At 42.9% G+C, this 14786-nt stretch carries 16 protein-coding genes, 1 tRNA gene and 1 other RNA gene; 15 read left to right on the top strand and 3 right to left on the bottom strand.

Going from position 1 to position 14786, the window contains the following annotated elements; translation table 11 throughout:
- Nucleotides 1-77 precede the first annotated feature (77 nt).
- A complete protein-coding gene (locus LJ658_RS13770; RefSeq protein WP_230547101.1) occupies nt 78-1292 on the top strand; it encodes a sensor histidine kinase KdpD in 1215 nt (404 codons plus the stop codon).
- On the opposite strand, the gene LJ658_RS13765 is transcribed toward LJ658_RS13770, so the two are convergent.
- Nucleotides 1289-2719, bottom strand: coding sequence for an AAA family ATPase (locus LJ658_RS13765; protein WP_230547100.1), 1431 nt, complete (start codon nt 2717-2719; stop codon nt 1289-1291). The genes LJ658_RS13770 and LJ658_RS13765 overlap by 4 nt on opposite strands.
- Before the next feature lie 60 nt (nt 2720-2779).
- Between LJ658_RS13765 and LJ658_RS13760 the strand changes: the two genes are divergently transcribed.
- The 4 genes from LJ658_RS13760 to coaD are packed head-to-tail and all read left to right on the top strand — an operon-like array spanning nt 2780 to nt 5636.
- Nucleotides 2780-3592: a DUF3822 family protein gene (locus tag LJ658_RS13760; RefSeq protein WP_230547099.1), complete on the top strand. Its 813-nt coding sequence runs from the start codon at nt 2780-2782 to the stop codon at nt 3590-3592.
- Entirely contained in the window at nt 3568-4110 is a 543-nt protein-coding gene (gene rsmD / locus LJ658_RS13755; RefSeq protein ID WP_230547098.1) for a 16S rRNA (guanine(966)-N(2))-methyltransferase RsmD, read from the top strand. Before LJ658_RS13760 ends, rsmD begins: the two co-directional genes overlap by 25 nt.
- A gap of 3 nt (nt 4111-4113) precedes the next feature.
- Nucleotides 4114-5121 carry a hypothetical protein gene (locus LJ658_RS13750; RefSeq protein WP_230547097.1) on the top strand — a complete coding sequence of 336 codons (1008 nt, stop codon included), beginning with the start codon at nt 4114-4116 and terminating at the stop codon, nt 5119-5121.
- A gap of 53 nt (nt 5122-5174) precedes the next feature.
- Entirely contained in the window at nt 5175-5636 is a 462-nt protein-coding gene (coaD, locus tag LJ658_RS13745) for a pantetheine-phosphate adenylyltransferase (RefSeq protein ID WP_230547096.1), read from the top strand.
- Here the strand turns inward: coaD and LJ658_RS13740 are convergent.
- Complete coding sequence (locus LJ658_RS13740) at nt 5605-6243, bottom strand: NUDIX hydrolase (RefSeq protein ID WP_230547095.1); 639 nt, start codon at nt 6241-6243, stop codon at nt 5605-5607. The two genes, coaD and LJ658_RS13740, sit on opposite strands and share 32 nt — an antisense overlap.
- Between LJ658_RS13740 and pyrE the strand changes: the two genes are divergently transcribed.
- The 3 genes from pyrE to LJ658_RS13725 all read left to right on the top strand — a co-directional run bounded on the left by pyrE (nt 6242) and on the right by LJ658_RS13725 (nt 9014).
- Nucleotides 6242-6895: an orotate phosphoribosyltransferase gene (gene pyrE, locus LJ658_RS13735; RefSeq protein WP_230547094.1), complete on the top strand. Its 654-nt coding sequence runs from the start codon at nt 6242-6244 to the stop codon at nt 6893-6895. The genes LJ658_RS13740 and pyrE overlap by 2 nt on opposite strands.
- A gap of 2 nt (nt 6896-6897) precedes the next feature.
- The gene (locus LJ658_RS13730) at nt 6898-7296 is read left to right on the top strand and encodes an SRPBCC family protein (RefSeq protein WP_230547093.1); all 399 of its coding nucleotides are present in this window, start codon (nt 6898-6900) and stop codon (nt 7294-7296) included.
- Between the two features lie 89 nt (nt 7297-7385).
- On the top strand, nt 7386-9014 hold the full coding sequence (locus LJ658_RS13725; RefSeq protein WP_230547092.1) for an ABC-F family ATP-binding cassette domain-containing protein: 1629 nt from the start codon (nt 7386-7388) through the stop codon (nt 9012-9014).
- Nucleotides 9015-9016: 2 nt separating this feature from the next.
- On the opposite strand, the gene LJ658_RS13720 is transcribed toward LJ658_RS13725, so the two are convergent.
- Nucleotides 9017-10456 (bottom strand): family 43 glycosylhydrolase, encoded by a 1440-nt coding sequence (locus LJ658_RS13720; protein WP_230547091.1) that lies wholly within the window; start codon nt 10454-10456, stop codon nt 9017-9019.
- A 97-nt stretch (nt 10457-10553) separates the two neighbouring features.
- On the opposite strand from LJ658_RS13720, the gene LJ658_RS13715 reads away from it, so the two are divergent.
- The 7 genes from LJ658_RS13715 (at nt 10554) to LJ658_RS13685 (ending at nt 14763) form a co-directional block, all read left to right on the top strand.
- Nucleotides 10554-11276 carry a GDSL-type esterase/lipase family protein gene (locus LJ658_RS13715; RefSeq protein ID WP_230547090.1) on the top strand — a complete coding sequence of 241 codons (723 nt, stop codon included), beginning with the start codon at nt 10554-10556 and terminating at the stop codon, nt 11274-11276.
- Between the two features lie 58 nt (nt 11277-11334).
- Nucleotides 11335-11407 (top strand) — tRNA-Lys (locus LJ658_RS13710).
- A gap of 122 nt (nt 11408-11529) precedes the next feature.
- A complete protein-coding gene (locus tag LJ658_RS13705; RefSeq protein WP_230547089.1) occupies nt 11530-11880 on the top strand; it encodes a DUF2200 domain-containing protein in 351 nt (116 codons plus the stop codon).
- Between the two features lie 219 nt (nt 11881-12099).
- Nucleotides 12100-12198: signal recognition particle sRNA small type (ffs, locus tag LJ658_RS13700), an RNA gene on the top strand.
- Nucleotides 12199-12297: 99 nt separating this feature from the next.
- On the top strand, nt 12298-12480 hold the full coding sequence (locus tag LJ658_RS13695; RefSeq protein ID WP_230547088.1) for a hypothetical protein: 183 nt from the start codon (nt 12298-12300) through the stop codon (nt 12478-12480).
- 250 nt (nt 12481-12730) lie between these two features.
- Nucleotides 12731-13693 carry a YpdA family putative bacillithiol disulfide reductase gene (locus LJ658_RS13690; RefSeq protein WP_230547087.1) on the top strand — a complete coding sequence of 321 codons (963 nt, stop codon included), beginning with the start codon at nt 12731-12733 and terminating at the stop codon, nt 13691-13693.
- Nucleotides 13694-14094: 401 nt separating this feature from the next.
- Nucleotides 14095-14763 carry a GNAT family N-acetyltransferase gene (locus LJ658_RS13685; RefSeq protein WP_230547086.1) on the top strand — a complete coding sequence of 223 codons (669 nt, stop codon included), beginning with the start codon at nt 14095-14097 and terminating at the stop codon, nt 14761-14763.
- Nucleotides 14764-14786 lie beyond the last annotated feature (23 nt).

The following is a 14786-nucleotide window of genomic DNA, read 5'->3' as shown; positions in this document are numbered from 1 at the left end:
AATACCGTTCGGCATTTCGCAATTATTATACGCTGCAAAATTTATTATCGATACGTAACTGCGCGCTTATATTTTTCATGATTAATATATCATTAAGGATATTAACCTGGTCATTACCCATAAGTGTTACCAAGGCCCAGAATTTTCCCGAATTTGACTTCACTAACTGGATATATATCATTTTAACGCCGGTTTTTTTCCTGATAAGCCATTTACTTATCGGCCGGATCAGGAAGACGAAAAAGGCTACCGCCGGTATGATCATGTTTGTATTTTTGTTTTCGTTTTATATTATTTTATGCGGAATGTACTCCAGCTTTATAGTTACATCCGATCCGCGCAATGCATTAACCATTTATCTGATAGCGCTATGTGTGATCAGCGTAATGTGTGTTTTTGAATATGATGAAGTGATCGTGCTTTTGATCCTTACCGAAGTTGCATTTACCGCTATGCTTTTGTATGCCCATGCGGATGCTACCAGCATGTTATATGACCAGTTGATATCTGTTGTCTTGCTGGCCGGGTTTTATTTAATATCACGCTACTTCTTCTCCTACAAGGCCAGCTATTATCAACAGATCATTGAGATCCGCAGCAAAAATATCGAGATTGAAAAAGCGGGCGAATTTAAAAACCAGGTACTGGGTATGGTAGCGCATGACCTGCGTAACCCGATCGGCGCGGTTGAATCCATTGCCATGATGATAGAGCTGGACGAAATTGATGAGGACATGCAGGAAAATGTAAACATGATCAAAGAGTCGTGCGCCAAAGCGCGCGGCATTCTGGATGACTTGCTGGAAGCCGCCAGAAACGAAAATATCAATATCGTGGAAACCGAAAAGACAGAGCTTAATCAATATCTGAAAGGGATAATAGAAGCCTGGAAAATACAAAACCCCATTAAAATTATATTGACCAGCGCCATTAACCCTTTATATGCGCAGTTAAACGTTGAAAAATTTACCAGGGCACTTGATAATTTGATAAGCAATGCCCTTAAATTTTCAAAAGAAACTGACCAGGTAGAACTACGACTTAATCAGAAAGATAAATTAATTACGATTGAAGTTAAAGATCAGGGTTTGGGTATCCCCCAGGATCTGGTACCGCATATTTTCGATCGCTTTAGTAAAGCCGGCCGCGCCGGGTTAAAAGGCGAAAAATCTACGGGCCTGGGTTTAAGCATAGTGAAACAGATTATTGAAAGCCATAAAGGTAAGATCAGTGTAAACAGTGTTGAGGGTGAAGGCACCACCTTCCTGATCCAATTACAGGCAGGCTATTAAAATGGTTGCTCAACCGGGCCGCCATAAAATTTATCGTTAAAATTCACCAGGAACAATTCTTTGGTGGCGCGGGTGCAGGCGGTGTAAAACCAGCGCAGAAAATCCGTATTCACCATCTCGTCCGTCAAATATCCCTGATCAACAAAAACCGCGTCCCATTGCCCGCCCTGCGCTTTATGACAGGTAATGGCATAAGCAAATTTTATTTGCAGGGCGTTGTAATAGGGATTTAGCTTTAGTTCCTGATGCTTTGCGCGTTTGTTGGGGATATGATCGTAATCTTTCATGGCTTCCGTATACAGCCGTTTCTGGTCTTCGTGTGGTAAAGCCGGTGATTCAGCATACAGGGTATCCAACAATACTTTGCAATCCAAAACCGGGTCCTCGGCATAATCAATAAATTCCAGCTGCACATCGGCGAACCTGAAACCGTACATATCCTCTATCCTGCGTACTTTTCTGATCCTGGCGATGTCGCCGTTGGCAATAAAACCGGTGCTACCCTCCTCCTGATCCTGCAGCCAGAAATAATTGTTCTTCACAATCATTAACTGGTCGCCGCCGGTCAGCTCTTCCTCGCGCCAAAGCAGGCGGGCACGTATCTGTTTATTGTACAGATTGGCGTTTTTGTTCGACCGGCAAATCACCAGGCTGCTTTCAACACCATATTTATTATAGGCATATTCCAGGCCCTCTTCCAGCCGCTCGCCGGTCATTCTAAATACATCCGTATAGCCTTTTGTGGTGATCTGCGGAATGATCTCCAGTCGGCGGCGAATTATATCCCGGATATTGGTGGCATTAAATAAAATGCCCGAATCCTTTTGCTGGCGCAATACGTCAGTCAGCTCATAGCTGAAAACATTTAAACCATAATCAATTTTTATTAGCTGCTCATTAAGCGCCGGGCTGTCGTCCGACCCTACGGGTGGTAACTGCGCGGTATCGCCCACCAGCATCAGTTTGCAGTTTTTTTTATTGTAGACATATTTAACCAGATCATACAACAACGTGTTGCGATTATTGCCGGTTAGCTGATCAGAGATCATCGAGGCCTCGTCAATAATAAACAGCGTGTTGCTGGCCAGGTTATCGGCTATCATAAATGTTTCATCAACATTCAGGGCTGTTTTTTTGCGGTAGATGCGTTTATGAATGGTGAATGCCTTACGGCCTGAATAAGCAGTAATAACCTTAGCTGCGCGCCCTGTAGGCGCAAGCAACACTGATTTATAATTGTAGGTGCGCAGCGCTTTTACCAGCGCGCCAACAATAGTTGTTTTACCGGTGCCGGCATAGCCTTTAAGTATAAAACATTCGTCGCCTTCGTCCTTAAACAAAAAATCATTTAACAGGCCAAACAGCTGTTGCTGCTGGGCAGTAGGTTCGTGCGGAAAAGCTTTGCGGATTTGATCTGTTGCGGACACTTTGCAAAAATGCGGATAACTAACCTAAGTAATTCAAAAAATATTACTTTTGTTAATAGCATGAGCGAACAAATTTACACCTTCCGCGATCCATCATTTAATCTGAACGAGGCGTACTACTATACGTTATTGATACAGGTCGACGCGATGTCATTCTCGTACGCCATAACGTATAAAAAACAACTGCTGGCCTGGGATGCCAATTGTAACCTGGCCGAGCTTTCTGATCCGCAGGAACTGGCAAATGAACTTACCGCAACCTATAAAAAGGTAATTATTGGTTTACCGGCTAACGGTTTTACTTTGGTACCCGCCCCGCTTTTCAGTAAAAACCAGGCAGCCAATTATGCCCGTTTGCTGGACGTAAAGCCCGACGAAAAAGTTTTTGCACAACCACTGGATACGCAAAACTTTATTATTTATAAGGTTGATGAAAAAATAGTGTCGGCAGTGGAAAAATTTGACCTGGACAACGCAGTTTACATCGGCAAAGGCTGGATAACGGCCGCTGCGGAAAATAATCCTACCGGCGAAGATATTTACCTGCACACAGAAAATGGCAGGGCAGAGTTCCTCTGTTTAAAAAACGGAACTATCCGTTTCTATAATAGTTTTGAGTTTCAAAACGAAGATGACCTTGCCTATTACGCAGCTTTGGTGGTTCAGGAACTGGGGTTATATCCTTATAACGTTCACCTTAAATTAAGCGGCAGCGTTAAACCCGAAGATAAATTCAGTATTCGTTTAACAGAGTTTTTCCCGAATGTTACTTTCTTTAATCCGCAGTTATTAGAGTTGCCGGAGCAAATAAACTCACAACAGGTGCTGACTTTAGCTGCATTATCATTATGCGAATCATCGGAGGTACTTTAAAAGGACTAAGGTTAAATCCGCCAAAAAACCTACCGGTACGTCCTACTACTGACCTGGCTAAAGAGGCGCTGTTTAATATCCTGCAAAACCAAATTGAATTTGATGACATTGCCGTGCTTGACCTTTTTTGCGGCACCGGCAATATCAGCTATGAATTTGCGTCGCGCGGCGCCAAACAGGTAACGGCCGTTGACCGGAGCCTTCAATGCATCAATTATATTAAGGATACGGCGCGCCAGCATGGTTTAAATCAAATTAAAACATTCAAGGCGGATATCTTTAAATATCTGCAACTGGAAACTGCCCGATATGACCTGATATTTGCCGATCCTCCGTATGATATGAACCAAATCCCGGAGATCCCTAAAATTATATTTGAAAAGAACCTGTTAACACCGGATGGCCTGCTGATAGTAGAACACCAGTCTATGCAAAATTTAACAAACCATCCCGCGTTTGTTGAGCAGCGTAAGTATGGGCATTCCGCTTTCTCTTTTTTTAAAAATCAGAATTTATAACCGATGAAAAAAAACGTATTACACCTGTTGTTAGCCTTTTGTTTAATTATTCCGTTGGCAAGCTGCCACCGGGGCAATAACGGAATATGGAAAAATGATGAGATCAACAGCGATATTAAAGCACAGCTAGCCCAACTGAACAGGAAGCTTTTTAATAGTATTATGGCAAAGGATATTGATGCGGTTAAAGCGCTATTGTCCGATAAGCTCATTCAGAAGTCGGGTAATAAGCTGGACACCCTCGTAAACACATCGGCACAAAGCTTCGCCGCCAAAGATTTTGAGGTGCTTGACGAATATTATACTAAACACCATGTTAAAGGTACCCCGGACACGCTGTCGCCAAATAAGAACGCCAACGATTACCTGGTGAGCTATAAGGCGATGAATGAAGAGATGTACACATCCCTGCTGGTTACCAAAGGCCTGCCGGTAAACTGCCTGATTTTGGCTGTATATGGCAAATACGGCAACGACTGGAAGATAAACGTACTGCAGATAGGCGAATACAGCATTGAAGACAAAACGGCCCCGGATTATTATAAATTGGCAACGGATCAATATAAAAAAGGCAGTTTGGTTGATGCATCCAATACGATGATCATTACCTCGCAGCTGGCTAACCCGGCCGGCGACTTTTTTAAATACCGCAACGAAGATACAATGAGGATATTTTTCTCGACCGTTATTAATGAGGCCAATAATCGCTTTCAGTTCCCGGTGATTGTTAGCTGGGTTAAAACAAAACCGCAGATTTTTTCGGTCAGCCCGCAGTTTGTTGAAGAAGCGGCACACCGGGGTATCTTCCCGATCATAAAATATAAATCGTCAATTAAACTTACCGATACTGTAGCTTTAAGGGCCGAGAATAATGCAATTCAACAACATATCGGTGATTTATTTAAAGGGGTCGACCGGGATAAAAAATATATCCTGTACCAGGCTTTTAATCAAATGCCCGATGGAAAAATTGCAGATAAGCATTACGGTTTTATCCAGAATTTAAAATAGAAGTTACCTTTAAACAACACTACCGCTTATCTTTACGTAAAATGCAGCAGATCATGAAAACAGCCCTTTTCCCGGGATCATTTGACCCGGTTACCAAAGCTCATGTTGATATTGTGAAAAGGTCAGTAGGCTTATTTGATAAGGTTTATATTGGTATTGGCGCCAACAGTACCAAGCCCGGCTTTTTAAGCATTGAAAAACGCGAGCAGATGTTGCGGGCCGTTTTCGATACCGAGCCTAAAATACATATTGTAGCTTACGAAGGGTTGACTGTTGATTTCTGTAAAAGTATCGGCGCTGCTTATATGATACGCGGCATACGTACCGTATCTGATTTTGAGTACGAAAAAGCGATCGCCCAGATGAACCACTCGCTGGCGCCGGATATTGAAAGTATTTTTATTGTAAGCAAACCGGGTTACTCATCCATAAGCTCAACCATTGTGCGCGAAATACTGCGCTACAATGGCGACGTTACCCAGTTTATTCCGAAAGAAGCGCTGGCTTATCTGTAACCAGCTTCATTGCCACCAGAACATCCAAAATAGATGGAAAAGTGTTGACTAATATGGCGTCAATGTCATTGGGTTTAAACCAGCGTACATCTGTTATACCTTCCTCCCGTTGGGGCTTCAGCTTATTTTGCCCTCTGGCCTTCATTTTATACCAGTGCGTTTTCTTCAAAACAACTTCGTCTTTATAAATATAAACATGATAGGTTTTGCAGATCTTCTCACCGCGTTTGCTTACTACAATACTGCACTCCTCTTCAACCTCGCGCACCGCAGCATCTTTTACGGTCTCGCCCTTTTCAATTTTACCTTTGGGTAAATCCCATTTATCATTCCGGTAAATAAACAGGAGGTCCTTGTTTTCATTTTTGACCAGGCCACCCGCCGCCTCAATAACTTTAACACTCTCTTTTACCTGTTTTAAAAATAACCTGGCGTCATTACAGCGGATATAAAACAGGTCGCTTTTATGCGCCAGGATCCAGGTATAAATTATTTTTAAATCAAATGTCTGGCTATCAATCTTTTGATAATGGGCAGATTTCTTTGGTTCAGATTCTGTTAATAAGATAACCTTTTGGTTAATATAAATTCTGTATTTTTGAGCCATGTTTAATACTAGTGAAACCGAACAACAGGTAGCGGAATTTCTGTTGCAAATTAAAGCAATTAAATTACAACCTAATAATCCTTTTACATGGGCATCAGGATGGAAGTCACCTATTTATTGTGATAACCGCATTACACTTTCACATCCAACTATACGTACCTATATCAGACAACAGTTAACCAAGATTATCCAGGAAAAATTTGGATCTGTTGGTTGTATTGCAGGCGTTGCTACCGCCGGCATACCACAAGGTGCGCTGGTTGCACAGGAGCTCGGCCTTCCATTTATTTATGTACGTGCAAAACCAAAAGAGCATGGTACCGGCAATATGATTGAGGGCGATATCCTTACCGGCAAACGTGTCGTGGTGATTGAAGATCTGATATCTACCGGAAAAAGCAGCCTGCAGGCTGTAGCCGCTTTGCGCGATGCTGGTTATGATGTAGCCGGCCTGGCCGCTATATTCAGCTATGGGTTTGATATAGCGACAGAGAATTTTAAAGCGGCCAACTGTCCGTTTATAACACTATCAAACTACACCGCCTTATTGGCTTATGCCGAAGAGCATCAATACATCACCCGTAAAGATGTTGAGGTATTAAGAGAATGGCGCGAAAGCCCGTCAACCTGGGGAACAGAAGCCGCCGAATAACTATGTCAACCTTCGAAAGTAAAACTTTTATAAAAAGCCCGTTAAGCAGGGTTTACCGGTTCCTGGCCGATTTTAATAATCACCAGCAATTAATGCCCGATAATATACAAAACTGGACCTCGACCAATGACGAGGCCAGTTTTGGTATTCAAAATATGGTGCAGCTTTCTTTGCAGATTGAAAGCCGCGTTGAGAATAAATCTGTAAATATCGTCGCTGTTGGCACGCCGCCATTTGGCATCAACCTTAACTGGGATCTGGCAACAGAGGGCGATGGTACCGCAGTAACATTTACCATCAATGCTGAGTTAAACATGATGATGAAAATGATGACATCAGGCCCGCTGCAAAAACTGGCAGATCATGAAGTTGAAGCGCTAAAGAATGCGCTTGAACAATAAGCTAATCCCAATCTTTAGTAACTAATCTCCAATCTTTAACCTTCTACTCGCTAAAAATCCGTACTTTTGCGCCAAATTACAGGTGCAGCATGATCTCGGTATCCAATCTATCTCTACGCTACGGTAAGCGTACATTATTTGAAGACGTTAACTTAAAATTTACCCAGGGTAACTGCTATGGCATTATTGGTGCCAATGGTGCGGGCAAATCAACATTCCTAAAAATCCTTTCCGGCGAAATTGACCCTACCAGCGGGCAGGTAAGCTTTACCCCCGGTGAGCGTATGGCGGTATTAAGTCAAAATCACTATGCTTTTGACGAGTTTACCGTTATTGAAACAGTGATGATGGGCCACAAAGAGATGTATGCCATCATGAAAGAAAAAGACGCCATTTACCTTAAAGACGATTTTACAGATGCTGACGGCGAACGCGCCGGTGAACTGGAAAACCTTTTTGCTGAAATGGACGGCTGGAACGCCGAAAGTAATGCGGCCACAATGCTAAGCAACCTGGGTATTAAAGAAGAGTTTCATTACCAATTGGTAAAAGACCTGGACAATACGCAAAAAGTACGCGTGTTATTGGCGCAGGCCCTTTTTGGTAAACCCGATATATTATTACTGGATGAGCCTACGAATGACCTGGATATCCATACCGTTAGCTGGTTAGAGGATTTCCTGGCAAGTTATGAAGCCATTGTATTAGTAGTATCCCACGACAGGCACTTCCTGGATACCGTGTGTACGCACGTGGTAGATATTGACTTTGCTAAAATGACCATCTATACCGGTAACTACTCGTTCTGGTATGAATCAAGCCAGCTGGCTTTGAAACAACGCTCTGATCAGAATAAAAAGACAGAGGACCGGGTTAAAGAGCTACAGGAGTTTATCCGCCGTTTTAGTGCCAATGCATCAAAATCAAAACAGGCAACCAGCCGTAAAAAAGCGCTGGATAAGATCAACCTGGATGAGATCCAGCCGTCAAACCGTAAATACCCCGGAATCATCTTTAATAACTTGGGCCGTGAAGCCGGTGATCAGATCTTACAGATTGAAGGCTTAACAAAAAAACTAAACGGCGAGATCCTGTTTAAGGACATCCGCCTGATGGTTAATAAAGGCGATAAGATAGCAGTATTATCAAACAACAGTTTGGCCACCACGGCTTTCTACAATATATTAACCGGACGTGATAAAGATTACAAAGGCGAGTTTAAATGGGGCGTTACCATTAACTATGCTGATATCCCGATAGATAATACGGAATACTTCCAGGGTAAAAATGAAAATTTGATCGACTGGTTGCGCGAGTATTCACCCGGCGAAAAGGATGATCAATTTATCCGTGGTTTCCTGGGCCGTATGTTATTTTCGGGCGAGGAAGTTTTAAAGAAATGCAGTGTGTTATCCGGTGGTGAGAAAATGCGTTGTATGTTTAGCCGCATGATGCTGCAATCGGCCAATTTGCTGATGTTTGACGAGCCTACCAATCACCTCGACCTGGAATCTATCACCGCGTTAAATAACGGCATGAAGGACTTTAGGGGTACTATGCTGTTCACCTCGCGGGATCATGAGCTGGTTGAGACTGTTGCTAACCGGATCATCGAGTTAACACCGGGCGGTATCATCGACAAGCTGATGACCTACGACGAATACATCAACAGCGATGCCGTACAAAAACAAAGAGACGAGCTTTACGCCATGGCGTAAGCTCATTTTTTAGCTATTACCGCCTGATATAAAAACTTTGGTTGTGCGTCGTCATTCGTCGCGCGATCATATTCCAGTCCATAGCAACCCGTAGTGGCAGTCGAGCTCACCGTGATCACGTAGCTTTTACCCGCTGTTACCTGTAATTTAGGATGAATCACTATATTTTTTGGCGACCAGCTTAGTGCACCGGCTGCAATAGTTACCGAGCTTAACACTTTACCGGTGCCGGCATCAACAATTTCAACTACTAATGGCGCATCGGGATAGGCTGTTTTAAAGGTGGATATGCTCAGGCTACTCAATAGCCCTGTCTTAGCCGGTTTAAAATTCTGTGTACGCTTTAGGCTGTTATTGATATCGCAGCCGGGTGCATAATTCAAATCCCTGGTATTTGTTTTTGCCGCCGACGGAATAGCAATTGTATTTTGGCAAACTATCGGGTTAATAGAACCATCAGCCGCAAAAGTTAGCGGCGCCCAGTAATAATTTGCCAACGATTCGTTCTTGGCGCCCTTATTCCAGAGATCGCTGCCGAAGAGAAATACATCCCCTGATTTTAGTTTAATTGATGACACAAACGACGGCTGTCCACCGCATGAATTGTCGCTGATCTTTATCCCGTCAGACCATGGACCTAAAGGCGATTTAGCGGTGCGGTATGACGCACCCGTGCCGGCGCAATAGCCGCAGTTAGGATCAGAATATACGAGGTAGTAAATTCCTTTCCGTTTAAACAATGCCGGCGCCTCAGTTTGAGCGGCGGTTATCGCTTTTACAACTTTGCCGGTGCCGGTTAAATAATCGGCGCTTAACTGCTCTATCGCTATGGCTCCTTTTGCACGCCAGTCGGTGTAAGCCAGGTAGGCGGTGCCATCGTCATCAACGAAGGTGTCATGGTCGCCGTTGTTTAAGCCGGCTACTGCTGCGTCGCTGTTCACGGCCAGTTTTGGCTGCTCCTGCTCTACAAACGGCCCAACAGGAGTTTTACTGGTGAATACCCGGTAACCTACCTGGTTATCATAAACATTGATCCAAAGCACGTATAGCCCGGTGTTTTTATTATAAATAACGTGCGGGCGAAAGCAGCCATACGTATTACCGTTACAACGGGTTTGCCAAACGGTGGTTGAGGCATCAAACAACATTCCCTTATCTGTCCAGGTTACCATGTCTTTTGATGAATAGACGGTAAAGCCGCAAAACGGGGCATCCTTATGGCCCCACTCAAAACCACAGCCATAACTGGTGCCGTACAGGTAATAAGTACCATCAAAATAAGCTATCTCGCCGTCATGCGCGTCAACCGCATCGCCCAGCTTGCTAAATTTGGTCACCTGCTCGCCCTTCCTGTTAAAGTTGTGGATAGTTTGCGCGTTCAGCAGTAACGGCAGCAGGCAGGCCAGCGTTAGCCATATTTTTATTTGATGTTTGATCTTCATAGCAGATTGATGAGTTAGGACTCTGTAAATATATCTAAATCAGAAATTACAAATCAAATATCAAGTTATATATTTAACACAGTCAAACCCTCCCGCCATGAAAATTAAATTAGTTTGCCTCTGTGCATTAGTTTTAATAATGATGCAATGCACTGCGGTAAAACCCGGGCACGTTATTGCCAGTCAAAACAGTTACCTGGCTGATATCAAAACCCAACTGGAAATACCATGGCCCAATAACCGGATCATCAATCTTGTATTCCACGGTCATTCGGTACCATCCGGCTACGCTAAAACGCCGGAGGTGCGCACCTTAGACTCTTATCCCTATCAACTGTTGGCTTTATTGAAACAACGTTACCCCTATGCTATAATCAATATCATACTTACATCTAAAGGTGGCGAAAACTCTATACAAGGCGCCGAACGGTTTAAGCGTGACGTATTGATCCATAAACCTGATGTTTTGTTTATTGACTACGCGCTTAACGAATTAAATACCGACTCCGCAAAGGTTCATAAAGCCTGGAATGCTATGATAAATAGCGCTTTAAAACACCATATTAAGGTTATCCTGCTTACCCCCTCGCCCGACCTGCGCGTAAATCTGGCCGACCCAAACAATCCGCTAAAACACCATACAGATCAGGTCATGGAACTGGCGCGGTATCATCATATCGGCGTGGTCAATAGCTTTGGCGTATTTAACGACTTGTTTGCCAAAGGCGACTCGTTACAACATTACATGGCACAAGTCAACCATCCTAACCAAAGCGGCAATGCGTTAATAGCAAACGAATTATTTAAATGGTTTAAATAAGATATAAGAATTGCCAGATATAATATATTGCAGTATATTTGCACCCCAACAAATAAATGACTTGGTAGCTCAGCCGGTAGAGCAACTGACTCTTAATCAGTGGGTCGAGAGTTCGATCCTCTCCCAGGTCACTTTTAACAATGAAAGCCTAAGCGAAAGCTGAAGGCTTTTTTTGTTTTATATGATTATTATTATGTTTGAAAAAATAGCGCCGAGGCTATAAAAAACAATAGTATCAATTAACACCAATAAGATGGACAATTCAAGAATATACAGGATGTCGTTTGCAAGTGTTTATCCTCATTACATACATAAGGTAGAGAAGAAAGGCCGCACAAAAGCCGAATTAGATGAGATCATATTTTGGCTGACAGGCTATAATGAGCAAACATTGCAAAAACACATCGCCGATAAAACTGATTTTGAAACGTTTTTTGCACAGGCCCCACAAATAAATCCAAATGTTTCAAAAATTACAGGAGTAATTTGCGGCTATCGTGTGGAAGAAATTGAGGACAAACTAATGCAAAAGGTGCGTTATTTAGATAAACTTGTTGATGAATTAGCAAAAGGAAGGGCAATGGATAAAATTTTTAGGAAATAAAAGCACTAAATAACAAATGCCGGGTCTACCCTATGCGTTGAAAAAAAAAACAATTAGATAAAAATTACCGGCTTTGTTGGCAAAAACGAATTAATAATATCTTCACAACACCCACACTCCCAAACATTTGCCTGTATGCATACCTGTCGGCCTGCACATTTGCATCCTTTTTTAACAATTTATTAACCCAAAAACAAACCATTTGCTATATTTGCAGCGGGGTAAGTCTTTTACGGCCAGCTCCTCTTGAACTCCCCCAGGGTGGGAACACAGCAAGGGTAGAGAGTTGAGCGGCGCGATAAGAGTAGCTTACCCTTTTTTGTGCCTTTTTTTTCGCAAAACACTTGCAGATAAGCCTCCAAATGCTTAATTTTATTTAGCAATTTCTATAATCCTTAATTCTCAGGAGGAGTAATCATGAAGAAAAGATCTATACCGGTTTCTAAGTCTGATAAGACCAGTGCCGATAATCCAGAATTGCATACTGACCGAATCCCTACCGCAAAAATGTATCGCGATCATAAATCCGGCGATTATCATTTACACGGCAGAGCTAACAAGTTTCCGTTTGGCAGCAGCCATGGGCCAGCGTGTTTTTAAAACTTACTAAACCGTTAACTGTATGCATGGTGTAAATGCAAACTTACCGGGTTTGGGTGTTAAAAATTAATGTACTGAAAAGTGCAGCTGTATTTGTTTTGAGTTAGCGCCAATCAAACCTGACAATAGAATGAGCATGAACCTTGATTTTGGTCATTCCAAATTCATTATTGTGTATTAAGAATAGCTTAATATACAATAAGCCGGCATTAATCAATCAAACTGATTATTATTGCATAAAGTTCAAAATATGCTCGACATCCTTATTATCGGCGGTGGCCCAATCGGAATAGCCTGCGGCCTTAAAGCGCAAAAAGCAGGTTTAAGCTTTGTTATTATTGAAAAAGGGTGCCTGGTAAATTCGCTTTACAACTACCCTGCTACCATGACTTTCTTCTCCACCTCCGAGAAGCTGGAGATTGGCGGCATTCCCTTCGTAACCATCAACAACAAACCTACCCGTGCAGAAGCTTTAGAGTATTACCGCCGCGTAGCAACTTCAAATAACCTGCCTATTAATCTTTTCGAAGAGGTTACAGCTATCTCTCATCAACCGGATAATAGCTATACGGTAACCACCGGCAAGGCTATCTACTACGCAAAGCATATTATTATATCTACCGGGTTTTATGATGTTGCAGTTAATTTGGATATCCCCGGCGAGGATCTGCCCAAGGTACAGCACTATTATAAAGACCCGCATTTCTTCGCCATGCAAAAAGTGGTGGTGGTAGGATCAAGCAACTCGGCCATTGACGTGGCTTTAGAAACTTATCGCAAAGGCGCCGAGGTTACTTTGGTGATCCGCGGAAGCGAAATCAGTGAGCGCGTTAAATATTGGGTGAGGCCGGATATTATTAACCGGATAAAAGAAGGCAGTATTAAAGCTTACTTTAACTCAAACCTGAAAGCCATACGCCAAACCGAAGTTGATATTGATACGCCCAAAGGAACCATAACTATCCCCAACGATTTTGTTATGGCGATGACGGGCTATAAACCAAATTTCGACCAGCTTAAAAAATGGGGACTGATCCTGTCTGACGTCAAATTTATCCCGCAATACAACCCGGATACGATGGAAACCAACTTGCCCGGCTTATATCTTGCCGGCGTGGTATGCGGAGGGCTGGATACGCACCTGTGGTTTATTGAAAACAGCCGCATACATGCAGATATGATTGTGGATGATATTGTCGACAGGCGGTCTTAAGCAGAAAGCTTAAGTCTTTATTTATGGTTTGAAATAGGCTGCCGACTTAAAACTTTTATACCGCTGACTAACACCTGCTTGTCATTAAATCATTTTTCTCTTGCATAAGTAAAAATTAATGCAAACTTTTGCATCAAATTTTAAATAAAACACATTATAATAAAAAATGATACTGCAAACCTTAAATAAGCCCACTGTTAGAGCAATTTTTGCTCCGGTTGCTGCTGCTTTGGTTTCAACTGTTTTATTTACTCCATCACGACGAAGGCTGTATATGCCACGGGTTTAATCACCACCATACCTCATTGCCCGTCAACCGAAGTTTTTAAACTTCTCAACAAAAAACCATCTAATTACTTAAGGCTAAGGCCAAAATTTAACAGTAATTTTTTCTATTTACAATGACCATACAAGATTTTGATATTCAGGTTGCCACCGCCCAGCATGCAGACTATGCGCCCATCATTTGCGATGAGATGGCCGAGTCGGCAAAGGCACGGGGCACAGGTATAGCCCAGCGCTCGCCTGAGTATGTCGCTGCTAAAATGCTTGAAGGCAAGGCAGTAATTGCGTTACACAAAGATGGTACCTGGGCCGGCTTTTGCTATATTGAGACCTGGAGCCACGGTGATTTTGTGGCTAATTCGGGCCTGATAGTAGCACCACAATACCGTAAAGCCGGTTTGGCCAAGGCTATTAAGCACAAGATATTTGAGCTTTCAAGAACAAAGTATCCTGAGGCAAAATTATTTGGCCTGACCACCGGGCTGGCAGTAATGAAGATCAACTCAGAACTGGGCTATGAGCCGGTTACCTATTCTGAGCTTACTCAGGACGAAGAATTCTGGAAAGGCTGCCGCAGCTGTGTTAATTATGACATCCTTACCATGAAGGAGCGTAAAAACTGCATGTGTACCGCGATGCTTTTTGACCCGGCCGAGAAAGCCAAAGACGCAGAGAAGTTAAAAGCTGACGATACCAAACTGGAAAAGATGACCAAAAAGGCCACCTTATTTGAGCGTATTGAAAGCGCCATAAAAAGCTTTGGACAGGACCTTAAGATTATTTAACACCGTATAGAGACGCAGTATAT

The organism is Mucilaginibacter sp. UR6-11 (assembly GCF_020880695.1).
Lineage (GTDB): Bacteria > Bacteroidota > Bacteroidia > Sphingobacteriales > Sphingobacteriaceae > Mucilaginibacter.
This window is presented reverse-complemented; position numbering and strand designations above follow the sequence as displayed.